Genomic DNA, 15,658 nt, shown 5'->3' with positions numbered 1-15,658 from the left:
TGGGAGGATAGCGCGGCCTCGGCACTACTTGAGCCGGAGACGATGTACGAGTTCGGCGGGCGGCGGAGCAAACCGAGGCAACTTATCAATTAAAGATCGTGATGGCGCACAACACTCGGTAGACGCCATAGATTCACAGCTTCGCAAGACCGAACGGCAGAGCCTTGGGTATAAAGTGGCTCGTTTCTTCGGTCTTCTGGGGCGGTGATTTACGCGACCTGCAGTGTCGGATAGTCTGTATAGCCCTTTGCGCCGCCTGCGTAGAACGTGTTGGAGTCAGGCGCGTTCAGCGGTGCCTTGGCCCTGATGCGTGCGGGCAGGTCCGGGTTAGCCAGGAAGGCGGTGCCAAAGGCCACAGCATCAAGCTTGCCTGCGGCGATGGCCGCCTCGGCTTCGTCAGCGCTGTAGCCCATGTTGCCCACCAACACACCCTTGTACTTTTCACGCGCTACGGGCATGACATCGGCCTTCTGCACGCCGAAGAAATCGGCGCGCATCACGTGCAGGTAGGCTAGCTTGAAGGCATTGAGCCTATCGGCCAGGAAGCCGATGAGGGCCAGCGGGTCGCTGTCTTTCATGCTGTTGAAGCTGTTGAGGGGCGACAGGCGCAGACCCACACGTTCGGAACCGATCGCCTGGGTCACGGCAGTGAGTACCTCGAACAGCAAACGTGCACGGTTTTCCAGCGATCCGCCGTAGGCATCGGTGCGCTGGTTGGGCGTGTCGCGCAGAAACTGGTCAATCAGGTAGCCGTTGGCGCCGTGTACTTCCACACCATCAAAGCCGGCGGCAATGGCGTTGCGTGCGCCTTGAGCAAACGCAGCCACGATGCCGGGAATCTCTTCGATGGTCAGGGGGCGGGGCACCGCGTGCGGCACCTTGCCTTGGGGCGTGTGGATCTCACCCTCAATGGCGGTGGCGCTGCTGGAGACAATCGGGGCGCCATCGGCAGCGCCAGGGTAGGCTGCGCGGCCAGCGTGCCAGATCTGCATGAAGATGCGTCCGCCCTTGGCGTGCACCGCGTCGGTCACCTGTCTCCAGGCTGCAATCTGCGCGTCGTTGTAGATGCCAGGCTCATTGACGAAGGCTGATGTACCGGGCGCCACCATGGTGCATTCGGAAATCAGCAGGCCGCCGGTGGCACGCTGGCTGTAGTACTCGGCCATCAGCGCGTTGGGCATGTGGCCAGCGTCGGCACGGGCGCGTGTCAGTGGTGCCAGAAGGATGCGGTTGGGCAGGGTGAGAGAACCTACTTGAAGTGGATTGAATAGCATGTGAATGAAAACCCAGATTAGTGAACAGAAAACAGTGGTAAAGCTAACAGTATTCCCAATACTCAGACCTTTGAAAGGTCACTGAAGACTGCTTTGGCACGGCTGGTGCTTTTGCACCCAACGCACGATGTAGTAGACGCAAGTGGGCAAGCCTTTGCTTCCGACAGTTTCGCGGCGGTCTCCAGCCGTACATGCACCAAACGCCTTTGGTCATCCACCGCGTCGCAACTCCCTGACACCCCGGCCCAGCTTGCGGCGCAACAGGGCCCGCAGCGTCACTCCATCCGAGTACCCGACCTGTGCGGCGACCTGATCGACGCTGGCGTTCCCGGTGCGCAAGAGATGGACGGCATGCTCCACGCGCAGGTCCTGGAAATACGACAGTGGTGTCTTTCCCAAAACGCTTTGCAGCCGCCGCGCCAAGGTGCGCTCACTTGTGCCCGCGGCGCTGGCCGCCTCGGTCAGCGAGAACCCCTGCGCGAGCCGACGTCTGGCCCAGCACTCGAAGCGCTCGACCATCGGGTCGGCATGCGCAAGGTGGTCGGGAATCACGAACTCGGCTTGCGAGCTGCGTGTCTCGACCAGCAGATAGCGTGCCACCAGGGCCGCCAGCGCCGGACTGCGCCCTCGGATGATGCGCAAGGCCAAGTCGACGTGGGCCAAAGCGGCACCCGCGGTGGTGAAGCGTGTCGAGTTCACGATCATGCGTGACTCGTCCAGCGTGACGTTCGGATAGCGCTGCCGAAACATCGGCCCCAGCCACCATGACGTCGTCGCACGATGCCCATCAAGCAGGCCACTCTCTGCAAGCAAGAAACTACCGGAGCAAGCGGCACCAAGGTGCGCGCCAGCGGTGGACCACTGCTGTAGCGCCGCGACCGCATCGGGCACATCGGGGCGTGTGAGTCGAGCCGAGAGCGTGTCAGGCATCTTGTCGCCAAACGCTGGCACGAGCACGACGTCTGGTTCGGGCACACCACGCGCAGTGACCACGGGGACCGTCAAGCCTTGCGCAGTTCGGATGCGACGCCGCACGCCCACCAGCGTGAGCTCTATGTGCGCGGGAGCCTGTGGCAGCGAGCCCGCCATCGCATTGGCTAAGCCCACTGTGTCAGTGAGCGCCGCAAGCCCCAGATCAAACACACCATCACAAACAAGGATGTGGAGTTTCATGGCAACAATGATATCAATGTTGTCATTATTGCCACTGGAGATGTCTGTCATGCAGACTTAGACTGCAGGCTCGTCGATCCCTTCACCCACTTTTCCATTTACCCAAAGGAATACAGCATGACCAAGCTCGCTCTGTTTGTTCGCCTCGAAGCTAAACCCGGCCAGGAGGCTGCGCTTGCCGACTTCCTGGCCAGCGCACTGCCGCTCGCCAATGCCGAGTCCGGCACCACGGCCTGGTTCGCATTGAAGTTTGGCCCTTCGACGTTTGGTGTGTTCGATGCCTTTGCCGATGAGGCAGGTCGCCAGGCACATCTGAACGGCCAGATCGCCGCGGCCTTGATGGCCAACGCAGCGACCTTGCTCAGTTCTCCGCCCAATATCGAGAAGGTCGAACTGCTTGCAGCCAAACTGCCTGCATGACAACTCGGCCTTGACCCAATCAGGTCACGCTGTAGGATGGGGATCACACAGCCCTACGTGCGATCCCAACCTCCTTGCTGTCATTCTTGCAGCCTATGGATTTTCCGGCGAGAAAAGGGCAGATTCAAACCTGCCCACCCACACCCTTGAACTTCTCCACAAACGCAGCGATCTTCTGAAACACCGTCTGCTTCTTGGTCAGGTACTGCGGATTCAGTGGGCTCATCTTGGGCAGCACGGAGTTCAACTCAGTACCGCTATCTGAGGCGAACTCACGCTTGAGGGAATTGGTGATGTAACGCTTGGCCGCATCGGCATTGAGCTTTTCTTCGTCGATCAACGCCTGTGCTTCACGCTGCTGTTCAGCTTGGGCAAACTGGAAGAAGGCATCAATCACCGTGGCCTTGTCACCCAGCTCATCAAGGTTGGTGTGGTTGATAAAGTCCACCACCAACTCTTCCTTGGCACGGTTGCCAATGCTGGCACGAATGACGCGGCGGACATCTTCCACCAGCGTGGATTTGTCTTTGAGCTTCTTGTTGTTCTCAAAGATCAGCTCAAGAATGTAGTCCAGGTTGATCTCTTGGGACTTGAGCAAGTCCACCTCAAACACCACATCGTTCCAGTCGATGGCTGAAGGTGCCACATCACCACCACCTTCACGCTCCTTACGTATCCAGTCGCGCACATCGTTGTAAGTGGAGCGGTAGTCTTGCACCTTACGCTCAGCAGGCATGGTGATGGTCTGTAGAGCCTGCAAATCCTCATCGCTCAGGTAGTGCTTGGCCTTGAAGTCCTCTACGGCTGCAGGATCGTTCAGATCCACCTCTTGCAAAGCCTTCAGGCTGGCGAACTCGTCGTAGTTCTGCAAGATGTTCTCAAGGCGCAAATACTCGCCAAACAGCTTCACGAAGGCTTTTTTGTCCGATTCCTTCTCAATGGCAGCAGGGTCAGGGAAGCGTTCTTCCAGCTCTTTGACCACCTCGATAAAGCCACGCTTTGCAGCACCCGTGGCGATATCGGTAAAGCCCTCCATGTACTCCTTGTAGCTCTTCTCCAGCACCACGTTCTTGGTGTTCTTGTCGCCAAACAAGGTAATCGCATCCACCGTGGCCTGCTCTAGGTCGCGGAAGGTGACGATGTTGCCAAAGGTCTTGGTGGCGTCATAAATGCGGTTGGTGCGGGAGTACGCCTGCATCAAACCGTGAAAGCGCAGATTCTTGTCCACAAACAGGGTGTTCAATGTGGGCGCATCAAAGCCAGTGAGGAACATGCCCACCACAATCAGCAAATCAATCTCTTTGGCTTTGACCTGCTTGGCCAGATCCCGGTAGTAGTTCTGAAAGCCCTCACCATCTACGCTAAAGCTGGTGCCAAACAGTGCGTTGTAGTCTTTGATGGCGGCAGTCAAAAACTCCTTGGCACTGCTATTCATGGCCGATGTATCCAGGCTTTCGTCCTGAATATCGCCAATCGCATCCTGCTCCTCGTTGGCCGCAAACGAGAAGATGGTGGCCACCTTGAGCGGCTTGTCACGCCCCTTTTGCTGCTCCTTGAAGCACTCGTAGTACGCCTTGGCGGCATCCACGCTGCTGACCGCAAACATAGCGTTAAAGCCCTTGGCACCAGGGTGTAAGCGGTGGGTTTTTTGATGAAAGTTGTTCAGGATGTACTGCGTAATCTCGCTGATACGGTCTGGGTGCAGCAGGGCTTGCTTGTTCTCCGCAGCGCTGAGCTTTTTCTCGTCCTGCTCGCTCTCAATGGCCTTGAACTTGGGGCGCACATCGTTGTAGTCCACCTTGAACTTCAGCACCTTCTCATCACGGATCGCATCGGTGATCACGTAAGAGTGCAGCTCGCGCCCAAACACGCTGGCTGTGGTTTCAGCCCCTAGTGCGTTCTGGGGGAAGATGGGGGTGCCGGTAAAGCCAAACTGGCAAAACTTCTTGAACTTTTTCTTGAGGTTCTTTTGCGCCTCGCCAAACTGGCTGCGGTGGCACTCGTCAAAAATAAATACCACCTGCTTGTTGTAGATGGGCAGATCGGCTTCGCCCTTCATCAGGTTGTTGAGCTTTTGGATAGTGGTGACAATGATCTTGTTGTCATCCTTGTCCAGGTTGCGCTTCAAGCCTGCCGTGCTGTCCGAGCCATTGACGCTGTCCGGTGAAAACCGCTGGTACTCCTTCATGGTCTGGTAGTCCAGATCCTTGCGGTCCACCACAAAGAACACCTTGTCGATGAAGTCCAACTCCGTCGCCAGCCGCGCCGCCTTGAAGCTGGTCAGCGTCTTGCCCGAACCCGTGGTGTGCCAGATAAAGCCACCACTTTCCACCGTGCTCCAGTTCTTGGCCTCGTAGCTGCTCTTGATCTTCCACAGAATGCGCTCTGTCGCGGCAATCTGGTAGGGGCGCATCACCAGCAGCGTATCGCTCACGTCAAACACCGAGTATGTTAATTTCCACGCAAAACTGACCCGCGATTTCCATCTCAAACTGACCCACCCTTTGACTTGAGCCGCAAGGCTCAAGATGTGGATCAGGTTTTGTTTCTCTCCTTCTTCATGGACGGTTGTTGGACTGCACTGCTGTGCTTGAAGCGGTAGCTGTCGTTGCCTGTTTCCAGAATATGGCAGTGGTGGGTTAGGCGGTCCAGCAGAGCCGTGGTCATCTTGGCATCACCAAACACGCGGGCCCATTCGCTGAAGCTCAGGTTGGTGGTGATTACTACGCTGGTGCGTTCGTAAAGCGTCGAGAGTAGATGAAACAGTAGCGCACCGCCAGATGAGCTGAAGGGCAGATAGCCCAGCTCATCGAGTATCACCAGATCCGTATGCACCAGCCTGTGGGCGAGCTGTCCGGCTTTGCCTTGCACTTTCTCTTGCTCCAGCGCATTAACCAACTCAACAGTAGAGAAGAAGCGCACCCTTTGACGGTGGTGCTCAATGGCCTGAATACCCAGTGCTGTAGCAATGTGCGTCTTGCCCGTGCCAGGCCCACCGACAAGCACCACGTTGTTAGCCTTCTCGATGAACTCACAGCGATGAAGGCTGCGTACCAAGGCTTCATTGACTTCACTGTGTGCGAAGTCAAAGCCTGCCAGATCTCTGTAGACCGGGAACCTGGCGACCTTGAGTTGATAGGCAATGGAGCGCACTTCTCGCTCAGCACTCTCGGCCTTGAGCAGTTGCGACAGTATGGGGTGTGCTGCTTCAAATGCTGGTGAGCCTTGCTCTGCAAGTTCTGTCACGGCCTGGGCCATGCCAAACATCTTGAGTTGGCGCAGCATGATGATGATCGCAGCAATGGCGGGGTCATGACGCATGGCGCACCTGTCGGAGTTGGTCATAGCGCACGACGTTGGCTTGTGGCTCAACGATCAAGGCCAAGGCTTGGGGTGAATGGATGGGCTCAGGTTCCGGTGTTCCATCAATGAGGCGGTGCAAGATATTGATGATGTGGGTCTTGCGAGGTACGCCATCCTCCAGTGCCAACTCGACAGCGGCCAGGACGGCTTGCTCATCGTGCTGCAACACCAAGGCAAGAACTTCCACCATCTCGCGATCGCCGCCAGGTTGCTTCAGGAGCAAAGCTTGCAGTCGTTTGAATGCGTCTGGCAACTCGGCAAACGGCGCACCGTTGCGCAATGCGCCAGGCTTGCGCTGCAATACGGCCAGGTAATGGCGCCAGTCATAGACCGTACGCCCAGAACCTTGGTGATTGCGCTCAATGATGCGCGGGTGTTCACAGACGAACTGACCTTCGGCCACGACAACCAGACGGTCGGCATAAACCTGCAAGCTCACGGGCCTGTTGGCATAAGAGGCCGGCACGCTGTAGCGATTGCGCTCGAAGTGAACTAGGCAGGTGGGAGAGACTCGTTTGGCATGCTCGACAAAGCCGTCAAACGGCCGAGGCATGGGCATCAGGGTTGAGCGTTCTTGCTCCCACACATCAGCAAGTGAGCCAGGCAATTGGCCATGCGCAATCTCTTGCCATAACTGCTGACACCGTTGCTCTAGCCAATCGTTGAGGGCACTGAGTGTCGGAAACGCTGGTACAGATTGCCAGATACGATGGCGAGCGTCCCGAACATTCTTCTCGACCTGTCCCTTCTCCCATCCCGAGGCCGGATTGCAAAACTGTGCCTCGAACAGGAAATGGCTGGCCATAGCACTGAAGCGGGCGTTGACCTCTCTGAGCTTGCCACGGCCGACACGATCGACGGCTGTGCGCATGTTGTCGTAGATCCCCCGCCTAGGGACGCCTCCAAACACCGCAAAGGCACGGTTGTGGGCATCGAACAGCATCTCATGGGTTTGCAGGGGATAGGCCCGCAGATAGAAGGCTCGGCTGTGGCTGAGCTTGAAGTGAGCCACTTGCAGCTTGGTGCGTACACCCGCAATGACAGCCCAATCCTCGCTCCAATCAAACTGGAAGGCTTCTCCAGCGCCGAAGACCAGGGGCACAAAAACGCCTCGCCCTGATGTCTGCTCCACCGCATGACACTGAGCCTTCCATACTCTGGCAAAGGCAGCGACTCGGTTGTAGGAGCCGGTGTAGCCCAACGCCTGCAAGTCCAGAAACATCTGCTTGATCGTGCGCCGCTGCTTGCGAGAGCGGTTGACTTCTGTACGCAGCCAGCCTGACAGCTTGCTGGCGAAGGGGTCGAGCTTGGTGGCGATGGTGCGCTGTGCAAGTTGAGGTTGCACAACGTCGGAGCGCAAATACTTGCGGATGGTATTGCGAGAAAGCCCAGTTCTGCGGGCGATCTCTCGGATGGACAGGTGCTCACGCAGAGCCCAGCGCCGGATGACACTCAAAGTGGCCACGTCAATCACTCCTGGTCTCCTGCTGCACAAGAAAGCAGCAGGCTAGGGTTAATGCGTGGGTCAGATTGAGATGGAAAAACCGGGGGCTAGTGGGTCACTTCTGGGTGGAAATCAACAGTCCTCGAACACTAGAGAGCAAGAAGCCTCCGGTGACTCAGCAAGGGGCATAGTTCCGCAACCGCTCATCGGAATGCGTACTGTCAGTCAATATTTAGATCAAAAAGTATGTAAAATACGAACCGGCAGCGCGCTATCGTGCTGCCGCATTTTCCGTGATTTGTATTTATCCGAATACCCGAAAGTAGGCAAAAGCTCAGTGATCGGAACTCCCTTTAAGGAGTTCGCTACGTGGACAGAAGCGTGGCTTGTTACCCGACACCGAAAGGCGATCAGCCTGAAGTGTCCAGCAGGACGCCCAACCTGACGAAGCACAGCGCTTTAGAGGGGGAAGACTCCAGCAGATAACAACTGTGATGGGCTTGGTATGTGTCGAGTTGGCTCCTATACGGCGCTGCCTTGAAACGGGGGAAGCAGGGCCTGTGCTGCCTTGTATAGGAGAGTCCAATGGACAAGCAAATCTTGGAAAAAACCATCAACGGCTTGAATAAAGCTCGCGATGCTCGCGGAAGCCAACTCGACATTGGTGAGATGACGGAACTGGAGAACCTTATTGCTGAGCTTGAAAAGCTTCGTGACGAGCCTCCAAAAGCTGCAGATTCCTTCGGGCGGATGCAGAAGGTACTACAGACGCTGGCGGTCTTTGTGAGTCTTGCGACTGACATCCGTGAGTGGCTGTAATGCCCATCCATCTCACCCCAAGCCTATTCTTAGTATTTTGGAATCGATATGAATATTGGACAGGCCATACAGCTTGCTCGCTCCAAGCGTCGGCTCTCGCAAGCTGCACTTGCGAAGCGTGCTGGCCTATCTGTGTCCTATCTCTCATTGCTTGAAAGAGGCCGACGAGACCCACCTCTATCAACTATTAATTTAATAGCGAAAGCTTTGGCTTTGCCTGCAGAAATTCTCTTTTTCTTAGGTGCTGAAGAAGGCGAGCTTGGAAATTTGAACAGAGAGTTAGCTGGCCAACTGGCGATCACCGCTTTGGAGCTGCTGAATGAGCCTCTCCCTGAGCAAGCCGATATATAAAGCAAAGCCGATAAGGAGCTTAGCCTCCTTAGCCAAGGCTTTGGGACTTGATGAGAAGCGTCTCAAAGAACTAGCTTTAAAAGCAGACACCCTATGGAGGGCTGTGAAACCTGAGCCAGGCTCAACTAGGCAAACATTTGATGCCTATGAACCCCTGAAGAGAGTGCACGAACGGATCAAAAGGAGCATCTTTTCTAAGGTTAGCTTTCCTGCATATCTACATGGCAGCCTTAAAGGATGCGACTACGTTACCAATGCTGCCCTACACAAAGGGCAGCAGATATTGATCTGTGAGGATGTGAAGTCATTTTTTCCATCAGTTCAATCTGTCTACGTGCGTGACGTATGGGCGGGACTTTTCGGTTTTTCTAGTGAGGTGGCGGATATCCTTACTGCACTGACTACCAAAGATGGGGCTCTGCCTCAAGGAGGCATCACCAGCTCATACCTAGCCAACCTTGTTTTATGGCGTAAAGAGCCCTTACTCCAAGCTAAACTGGCTGCCAGAGGAATCACCTACTCAAGGTATGTGGATGACATGAGCATGTCGTCCAAAACGCTCCTAGACAAGGAAACACAGAGCTGGGTAATCGCTCAGGTATACGGCATGCTTGCTTTCCATGGGTTAAAAGCAAGCCGAAAGAAGCACGATGTTTTTTCAGCATCTAAGCCGATGATTGCGACGAAGCTAATCGTCAATCAGAAACCTGCGCTTCCTAAAGCCAAGCGCTCGAATATCAGAGCGCAAGTAAAGCAACTAGAGCTGGCTTCTCAAAGCTCTATTCCTTTAGAGGAGTTAAAAATTTTGGCTAACAAGGCTTCTCAACGCGTAGGGCTGCTCGGAAGGTTTCACGAAACTGAAGCTAATGCGCTGCGTCTACGAATTAAGGCGGTTAGAGCTTCCTTTACGTCAACTGAAGAAGTCAGAGTCACTGGAGCAAAGCTCGAAGATGGGCATGAATCGAGCACCATTTCATAGATAGACTGCTTTCCAATTTAACATCTACGTAAGCGCACGGCAAACCCATGTTGACCGCAGATGGCTACCATGGCTGACGATCAGATGTCGGTGGGCTGCCAGCGGTGCGGCAAGAGCTCGTCGATACGGCTGGCCTTGTGCGTGGGCAGCCTGGTGAGCACGTCCTGTAGGTAGGCATAGGGGTCATGCCCGTTCATGCGTGCCGACTGCACCAGACTCATCACCGCCGCCGCACGCTGGCCCGCGCGCAGGCTGCCGGCGAACAGCCAGTTGTTGCGTCCAATGGCAATCGGCCGGATCTGGTTTTCGATCCAGTTGTTGTCCACGGGCAGTTGCCCGTCATCAACGAAGCGCGTCAGTGCAGTCCAGCGCCGCAGGCTGTAATCCAGGGCCCTGGCAGTCGCCGAGCTGTCTGGCAGCTTTTGCCGCTGCAATGTCATCCACTGGTGTAACGCATCCAGGATCGGCTTGGTGTGCTGCTGACGAATGGCTTTGCGTTGATCGGCGTTCAGCTCCTTGACCTCGCGCTCGATGTCGTAAACCTTGGCGAACTGCTCCAGCGCGAACCCGGCAAGCTGGCTTTTGTTCGCCGCATGCAAGTCAAAGAATTTGCGCCGGGCGTGCGCCAGGCAGCCCACCTCGGTCACACCGTTGGCGATCGTGGCTTTGTAACCAGCAAAGTCGTCGCAGACCAGTGCCCCCTTCCAATCGCCCAGGAAGTGGCGCGCATGCTCGCCCGCTCTTGACTCGCAGAAGTCGTACACCACGGCCTTCATGTCTTCGAAGGCGCCTGGTGCGTAAGCCCACAGGTAAGCCCGGTGGGTGCTGCCTTTGCCAGGCTTGAGCATTTGCACCGGCGTCTCGTCGGCGTGCAGCACGCTGCGGCTGAGTATCTCCGCCTTGAGCGCATCGACCAGCGGTTGCAGTCGCACGCCACAGGTGCCCACCCACTGCGCCAGGGTGGAGCCGGCGTCTGTCAATGTAGTTGGAACATGAGTCATGCTGCTTCTAGTTCACTATGCACATGGATAACGGTCGTTTCCTTCTCTGGATTCAGCCAAACGCTGCCTACGGGTTGCCAGTTTCGAGTATTGCCCGACCAGCGTGCAGGATGCTGAGCGCGAGCGATCTGATAAAGGGCATGGCGCCGGGCAAGAATGGCGTGATCCTGGCCGGCGTGGCGCTGAGCGGGCGTGACGTAACGGATCTCGCTATGGCGATGCTGTTCGTTGTACCAATACACGAATTGCCCCACCCACTTGCGGGCGTCGGTCAGGTCGGCAAAGCCAGCCACAGGGAAGGCGGGATGGTATTTGCAGGTACGGAACAAGGATTCAGAGTAGGCGTTATCGTTCGAGACGCGGGCACGGCTGTGCGACGGTGTGACGCCGAGTTCTTCAAGCTTGGCATGGATGGTCGAACCCTTCATCGCCGAGCCGTTATCGCCGTGCAGGACCAGCGGCCGGTGACCACATTGCTCACGCAGTACCGCTCGTTGAACGACCTGCGCGCTGTTGGCCATGTTCTCGGCTTCAAAGACTTCGTGGCCCACGATCTTGCGGCTGTAGATGTCGACGATCAGGTACAGATAAAAGAACTGGCCGCGAACCCGGGTCGGCAGATAAGTCACATCCCAGCTCCACACGGCGTTGGCGTGGTCGGCACGATGGCGCCGTGGCGGGCCCTTGCGCTGGGGCGCGGCTTGGCGACCACGACGGCGCTGTTCTCCCGCCGCATGCAGGATGCGATAGAAGGTCGACTCCGAGGCAAGATACCGTTGCTCATCATCCAGCAGCCGCGCAACAATCTGCGCCGGAGGCAAGCTGGCAAACTGCGGTCGGTGGCAGACATCCAGCACCGCCTGGCGTTCTTTGTGCGTCAGGGCATGAGCCGGCCTTGGCCGTGTCGCGTGAGGCCGCTGGTCTTCACCACCTGCCGACCAACGCCGGTAGGTGTTCTGCCCGATTCCCAGCTCGCCACAGGCATGACGCAGGCGCGCACCGGCCGCTCTGGCTTGGTTGACCAACTCTACAATCCGACGGCGATCTGTGGCATTGGTCATTTTTCCTCGTCCCCCCAGATCGCCTGGACTTTTTTTCGCAGCGCCAGCAATGCTGCCGTTTCAGCCAAGGCGGCGTCCTTGCGACGCAACTCCCGCTCTAGCTCCCGTATGCGTTTGCGCTCGGCCTTGGTCGCTTCTGATTGCCGTGCGGCGGCTTGGTCAGACCGATCATTGGCCTGTTCACAACTGGCGCGCCAGCGACGAATCTGCTCAGGATATAGACCACGGCGACGGCAGTACTCGGACAGCTCTTCTTCGGTCAACGCAGCGGTTTCCAGTACCGCATTGAACTTCTGCGCCGAGGTCCAGCCTTCCGTGGTGGGGGAGGCGTTTGGAAGCAATCGGCCCGTGCTACGGGCTTGCTTTCGCCAGTTGTATATCGTGGCAGCTGAGATACCTTCCTCGCCAGCCAGATCATTGACGGTACGGTTATACGGCGCTTCCAGCTTGGCCAAGATGGCTTCGCGCCGCTCGGGGGAATACTTCATGGGAACCTTCTCTCTGCCCCAGGTTGGATATTCAAACTCTAACATCTGTAGAGGTTCCAACTATTCTGACAGCGGGGGGAGCGAGGCAGGCCCAAGCCTGCGCGAGCAAAGATGGCTTCCTGACGGTACAGGGGCAGGTGGTCGGCGTACTTGGCCACCAGCACCTGGGCCAGCAGGCCCGCAGTCGGGATGCCCTTGTCGATCACATGCGCCTCGACCGGCACCTGGGTGATGGTCTCGCACTTGGCGCAGGCCCACTTGCCACGGATGTGGCGCTCCACCGTGAACACGCCGGGCACATAGTCCAGCTTTTCGGCCACGTCTTCACCGATGCGCTTCATCGCACAACCACAGGCGCAGGTAGTCAACTCAGGCTCGTGGCGGATCTCGCGCCGCGGCAGGTTGGCCGGCAGCGGCTGGCGCTTGGGTTGTTGTTTGGCTTGGGGCGCTGGCGCAGGCGGCTGCAGTTGCTCGATCTCGACGGCGACCGCTGCCAGGTCGGCCTCGATCTCGTCTTCAAGCAGGCTGCGCTGCTCGGCGTTGAAGCGCTCGGACTGGGCCGCGAACTTCATGCGCTTCAAGAGCGCGTTCTCGTGGGTGAGCTTGGCGTTGAGCGCCTGGCTGTGCTTGAGTTCGGTTTGGTGGCGGGCGATTTGCGCGTCCTTGTCGCTCACGTGGCCCATGAGGCTGGCAACCATCTCGCGCAGTTGCTCTGCGCTGAGATTGTTCAGGGATTGTTGCTGCACCACCATGGCAGCCAGTGTGCCAAGGAAGGCCCTGCGCTGCCATGCGCAGATCCACCGATTGCGCGCCGGCTTCAGACCATGGTGATAATGCCGGCGTTTCCCATGCGTTGCCAGGGCAGGCCCAGCACCAGGGCGTCAAGCTGGACAGGCTCCAACTGCCACTGCTCATTGCCTGGCGCCGGCCAGACGAACTTCCCCTGGTGCAGGCGGCGAGCGGCCAGCCAGATGCCGATGCCGTCGTGCACCAGCACCTTGATGCGGTTGGCGCGTCTGTTGGCGAACAGGTAGGCGTGATGAGGGTGGGCAGCACCGAACACGCTGACCACCCGGGCCAGCGCCGTGTCGGTGCCGGCGCGCATGTCCAGCGGGGCCGTGGCAAGCCAGGCAGCGTCGATACGGATCATTGCCGCAGCACCTGGAGCAAACCCTGCAATGCGCGGGAACACTCGCCAGCAGCGGCCACCGGCCAATTGACCGTCACGAGGGTGCCGTGATGACAGCACTCGATGCGGATGTCTGATGAGGGAGTTGCCGATGCAGCACTTGGGGCAGCTTGCGCACCCGCTGGCTGAGGCCCCATCGCCGGCGAGCCCAGCGTCATCGCGATGAAGGCGGGCACGGTGCTGGCATGAGGCAGATGCGCCGGGGCACGAACAGGCTGTGCATTGGCCATTGGCTCAGCCGCTGCATCGTCGCAGTGCGGGGCGATGCCGGACGCCACAGCATGCGCGGTATCGCAGGTGGGCTGGTGAAGGCCCAGACGATGCTCCTTGAGCCAGCGATGCAGCACATTGGCATTCATGCCATGTTCACGTGCTGTGGCGGCAATTGATGCGCCGGGCTGCTGGCACGCGGCGATCAGTTCAACCTTGAATTGCGCGCTGTAGACCCGGCGTGTGCGGGGGACACGGGAGCGCGAGTTGGGGATCTCTTGAGACATGGTGTGCACGATGGTTTACGTGGACACGATGGTGCTTGCAATTGCTCATTCGGGGTAGATGGGGTGGCCGGACGGATACACATCTACAACTTCCTAGCCTTGTAGGAATGACTGCTCTACGCATCAGCAGTCATCGGCATTTCGGAAATGAACGACGGCAGTCAGCCTGAAGCTGCTATTTAGCATATTTGCCACTAGTTCAACTTAACTTTTAATATCCATTTAAATATATCAAATATATTTGATATGCAAATATTGGCATTGTTTAAAATGGCTGAGCCTTGTGTTGCACAGCGCAATTGGCCGCTCGATCATTGATCGGCCGCTTCTCTCGCTCGATGTCCTGAGCTTCCCTTCCCCACCCGTTTTGTGCACCTGATTTGATCGGGTAGTTTGCTCGCGCATGCGTTTTTGAACGCTTGTGCGGCGTAGCCGTGCCTGTCAATTTGAGGTCGTGAGCCTTGGGGAAGTGTTGGGCAGCACAGGGCACTTCTTTCCCACTTTTCCCTTTTGGAGTTTTCTATGACTGATACAGGTCAGGCCGCCGCATGCCCGAACGATTCTTCTCCTGCTGCTCATGACAAGGTTGCTGGTACGCCCTTGTTTGCTTTGGGCCAGTTATTAGCGACACCTGGGGCATTGGAGCTTCTGGAAACCCATGAACTGACAGCACTGCCGTTTGTGCTGCGCCATGTGTCCGGCGATTGGGGCGATATCTGTGCCGAAGACAGGCAAAGTAATGCTGACGCTTTGCAGTACGGCTACAGGCTGATGTCGGTGTATGTGATTTCCAAGACAGAACGCCTGTGGATCATCACAGAAGCTGACCGCAGTAGCACCACGCTGTTGTTGCCCGAGGAGTATTGATGCTGGGGCGGCACTTTGTGGTGCATTCGCAGCTGAGTGTGGGCCGCTCAGGTGCAATGGCCTATCAAAACAAGCTGCTGCTGCGCCAGGGCGAAAACGACATGGCTTGCGGGCACCACTGCGTGCTGATGGCTTTGATGCTGCTGGGCCAGGTGTCACGCGATGCCCTGTATGAAAGCGACCTTGATGCACGCCTGATGGAAGTGAGCGCCATGGGCCAAGCTTTGTACTTTAGCGGCTGTAGCAGCGCAGCCATCAGAGAACAGTTTGCGCCGTTTTCTGAGCAACTGCAGTGCCGCCAACTGCGCCGCAATGTCGAGGCCCGCACGGTGGCTGCATTGGAATCTGACCATGTGTGCCTGGTGCGTTTTACTTCGCCCAGCTACAGCCATTGGGTGCTGGCAGTGGGTGTGATGTATGCCGATGGCAAGCCACATTCCTTGCTGGTGCTCGACCCCTTGATGGAAGGTGTGCCACTCACTCCCTGGAATGCCTTGCTGGAGCATTGGGGCAGCAAAAAGCTGCGCAACACCAACGCCCGCTGGTCAGAAAAAGCCACCTTGGACAAGGTGGTGCAAGTCGGTTTGCGCAGCCGCCGTGGCACAGCCATTGCGCTGGCTTGAGTTTCAGTTTCTCGCTCTCTTTCTTCTGATTTCCCTTTGTGCACGTTGTGCGCCTGGTGCTTGGCTTTTGACGCTGCACTCAGGTGCCGTTGCGGCGTGCCTGTTTTGA

13 protein-coding genes and 3 pseudogenes are annotated in these 15,658 nt (G+C 57.4%); 6 read left to right on the top strand and 10 right to left on the bottom strand.

Translation table 11 applies throughout. From position 1 onward, the window contains the following. Window positions 1-209 precede the first annotated feature (209 nt). Window positions 210-1,274 carry an alkene reductase gene (locus MPZ60_RS19435; RefSeq protein WP_034359722.1) on the bottom strand — a complete coding sequence of 355 codons (1,065 nt, stop codon included), beginning with the start codon at window positions 1,272-1,274 and terminating at the stop codon, window positions 210-212. Window positions 1,275-1,484: 210 nt separating this feature from the next. Beyond that, window positions 1,485-2,498 (bottom strand): GlxA family transcriptional regulator, encoded by a 1,014-nt coding sequence (locus tag MPZ60_RS19430; RefSeq protein WP_034359721.1) that lies wholly within the window; start codon window positions 2,496-2,498, stop codon window positions 1,485-1,487. A gap of 66 nt (window positions 2,499-2,564) precedes the next feature. On the opposite strand from MPZ60_RS19430, the gene MPZ60_RS19425 reads away from it, so the two are divergent. Continuing rightward, window positions 2,565-2,867, top strand: a complete 303-nt coding sequence (locus MPZ60_RS19425; RefSeq protein WP_007182542.1) for a putative quinol monooxygenase — start codon at window positions 2,565-2,567, stop codon at window positions 2,865-2,867. A gap of 124 nt (window positions 2,868-2,991) precedes the next feature. Here MPZ60_RS19425 and MPZ60_RS19420 read toward each other — a convergent pair whose 3' ends face one another. The 3 genes from MPZ60_RS19420 to istA all read right to left on the bottom strand — a co-directional run bounded on the left by MPZ60_RS19420 (window position 2,992) and on the right by istA (window position 7,704). Then, on the bottom strand, window positions 2,992-5,310 hold the full coding sequence (locus MPZ60_RS19420) for a type I restriction endonuclease subunit R (protein ID WP_255777540.1): 2,319 nt from the start codon (window positions 5,308-5,310) through the stop codon (window positions 2,992-2,994). A 92-nt stretch (window positions 5,311-5,402) separates the two neighbouring features. Further along, complete coding sequence (gene istB, locus MPZ60_RS19415) at window positions 5,403-6,188, bottom strand: IS21-like element helper ATPase IstB (RefSeq protein ID WP_034359664.1); 786 nt, start codon at window positions 6,186-6,188, stop codon at window positions 5,403-5,405. Beyond that, window positions 6,178-7,704, bottom strand: coding sequence for an IS21 family transposase (istA, locus tag MPZ60_RS19410; protein ID WP_034410946.1), 1,527 nt, complete (start codon window positions 7,702-7,704; stop codon window positions 6,178-6,180). Before istA ends, istB begins: the two co-directional genes overlap by 11 nt. A gap of 555 nt (window positions 7,705-8,259) precedes the next feature. Between istA and MPZ60_RS19405 the strand changes: the two genes are divergently transcribed. Genes MPZ60_RS19405 through MPZ60_RS19395 form a run of 3 tightly spaced genes read left to right on the top strand, consistent with a single transcriptional unit; the run spans window position 8,260 to window position 9,823 of the window. Then, window positions 8,260-8,493 carry a hypothetical protein gene (locus MPZ60_RS19405; protein ID WP_034360089.1) on the top strand — a complete coding sequence of 78 codons (234 nt, stop codon included), beginning with the start codon at window positions 8,260-8,262 and terminating at the stop codon, window positions 8,491-8,493. Window positions 8,494-8,541: 48 nt separating this feature from the next. Next, window positions 8,542-8,844 carry a helix-turn-helix domain-containing protein gene (locus tag MPZ60_RS19400; protein WP_034360088.1) on the top strand — a complete coding sequence of 101 codons (303 nt, stop codon included), beginning with the start codon at window positions 8,542-8,544 and terminating at the stop codon, window positions 8,842-8,844. Then, entirely contained in the window at window positions 8,813-9,823 is a 1,011-nt protein-coding gene (locus tag MPZ60_RS19395) for a reverse transcriptase family protein (protein ID WP_242882025.1), read from the top strand. The genes MPZ60_RS19400 and MPZ60_RS19395 overlap by 32 nt, the downstream gene beginning before the upstream one ends. A gap of 80 nt (window positions 9,824-9,903) precedes the next feature. Here MPZ60_RS19395 and MPZ60_RS19390 read toward each other — a convergent pair. From MPZ60_RS19390 to MPZ60_RS19370, 5 genes and pseudogenes are all read right to left on the bottom strand, one after another. Next, window positions 9,904-10,788: pseudogene (locus tag MPZ60_RS19390) on the bottom strand (IS66 family transposase); the annotation flags it as partial. A gap of 32 nt (window positions 10,789-10,820) precedes the next feature. Continuing rightward, window positions 10,821-12,373, bottom strand: a pseudogene (locus MPZ60_RS19385) (IS3 family transposase). Window positions 12,374-12,438: 65 nt separating this feature from the next. Beyond that, a pseudogene (locus MPZ60_RS19380) lies at window positions 12,439-13,125 on the bottom strand (IS66 family transposase zinc-finger binding domain-containing protein); the annotation flags it as partial. A 65-nt stretch (window positions 13,126-13,190) separates the two neighbouring features. After that, window positions 13,191-13,523 carry an IS66 family insertion sequence element accessory protein TnpB gene (tnpB, locus tag MPZ60_RS19375; protein WP_157667094.1) on the bottom strand — a complete coding sequence of 111 codons (333 nt, stop codon included), beginning with the start codon at window positions 13,521-13,523 and terminating at the stop codon, window positions 13,191-13,193. Beyond that, window positions 13,520-14,059: a transposase gene (locus tag MPZ60_RS19370; protein WP_087743482.1), complete on the bottom strand. Its 540-nt coding sequence runs from the start codon at window positions 14,057-14,059 to the stop codon at window positions 13,520-13,522. The genes tnpB and MPZ60_RS19370 overlap by 4 nt, the downstream gene beginning before the upstream one ends. 522 nt (window positions 14,060-14,581) lie before the next feature. Here MPZ60_RS19370 and MPZ60_RS19365 point away from each other — a divergent pair. Beyond that, window positions 14,582-14,926: a hypothetical protein gene (locus MPZ60_RS19365; protein ID WP_034359678.1), complete on the top strand. Its 345-nt coding sequence runs from the start codon at window positions 14,582-14,584 to the stop codon at window positions 14,924-14,926. A gap of 56 nt (window positions 14,927-14,982) precedes the next feature. After that, complete coding sequence (locus MPZ60_RS19360) at window positions 14,983-15,549, top strand: hypothetical protein (RefSeq protein ID WP_242607107.1); 567 nt, start codon at window positions 14,983-14,985, stop codon at window positions 15,547-15,549. The last annotated feature ends 109 nt before the right edge of the window (window positions 15,550-15,658 follow it).

The organism is Comamonas sp. 7D-2, assembly GCF_022749555.1.
Taxonomy (GTDB): domain Bacteria; phylum Pseudomonadota; class Gammaproteobacteria; order Burkholderiales; family Burkholderiaceae_C; genus Comamonas; species Comamonas thiooxydans.
Note: the sequence above shows the minus strand (reverse complement) of the source record. Positions and strands in the feature narration are given on the sequence as shown.

Coding starts and splice junctions, on each gene's coding strand:
- MPZ60_RS19360 (WP_242607107.1), top strand. CDS start 14,983: ATGGCCTATCAAAACAAGCTGCTGCTGCGCCAGGGCGAAAACGACATG.
- MPZ60_RS19435 (WP_034359722.1), bottom strand. CDS start 1,274: ATGCTATTCAATCCACTTCAAGTAGGTTCTCTCACCCTGCCCAACCGC.
- tnpB (WP_157667094.1), bottom strand. CDS start 13,523: ATGATCCGTATCGACGCTGCCTGGCTTGCCACGGCCCCGCTGGACATG.
- MPZ60_RS19395 (WP_242882025.1), top strand. CDS start 8,813: ATGAGCCTCTCCCTGAGCAAGCCGATATATAAAGCAAAGCCGATAAGG.
- MPZ60_RS19370 (WP_087743482.1), bottom strand. CDS start 14,059: ATGTCTCAAGAGATCCCCAACTCGCGCTCCCGTGTCCCCCGCACACGC.
- istB (WP_034359664.1), bottom strand. CDS start 6,188: ATGCGTCATGACCCCGCCATTGCTGCGATCATCATCATGCTGCGCCAA.
- MPZ60_RS19405 (WP_034360089.1), top strand. CDS start 8,260: ATGGACAAGCAAATCTTGGAAAAAACCATCAACGGCTTGAATAAAGCT.
- MPZ60_RS19365 (WP_034359678.1), top strand. CDS start 14,582: ATGACTGATACAGGTCAGGCCGCCGCATGCCCGAACGATTCTTCTCCT.
- MPZ60_RS19400 (WP_034360088.1), top strand. CDS start 8,542: ATGAATATTGGACAGGCCATACAGCTTGCTCGCTCCAAGCGTCGGCTC.
- MPZ60_RS19430 (WP_034359721.1), bottom strand. CDS start 2,498: ATGACAGACATCTCCAGTGGCAATAATGACAACATTGATATCATTGTT.
- MPZ60_RS19425 (WP_007182542.1), top strand. CDS start 2,565: ATGACCAAGCTCGCTCTGTTTGTTCGCCTCGAAGCTAAACCCGGCCAG.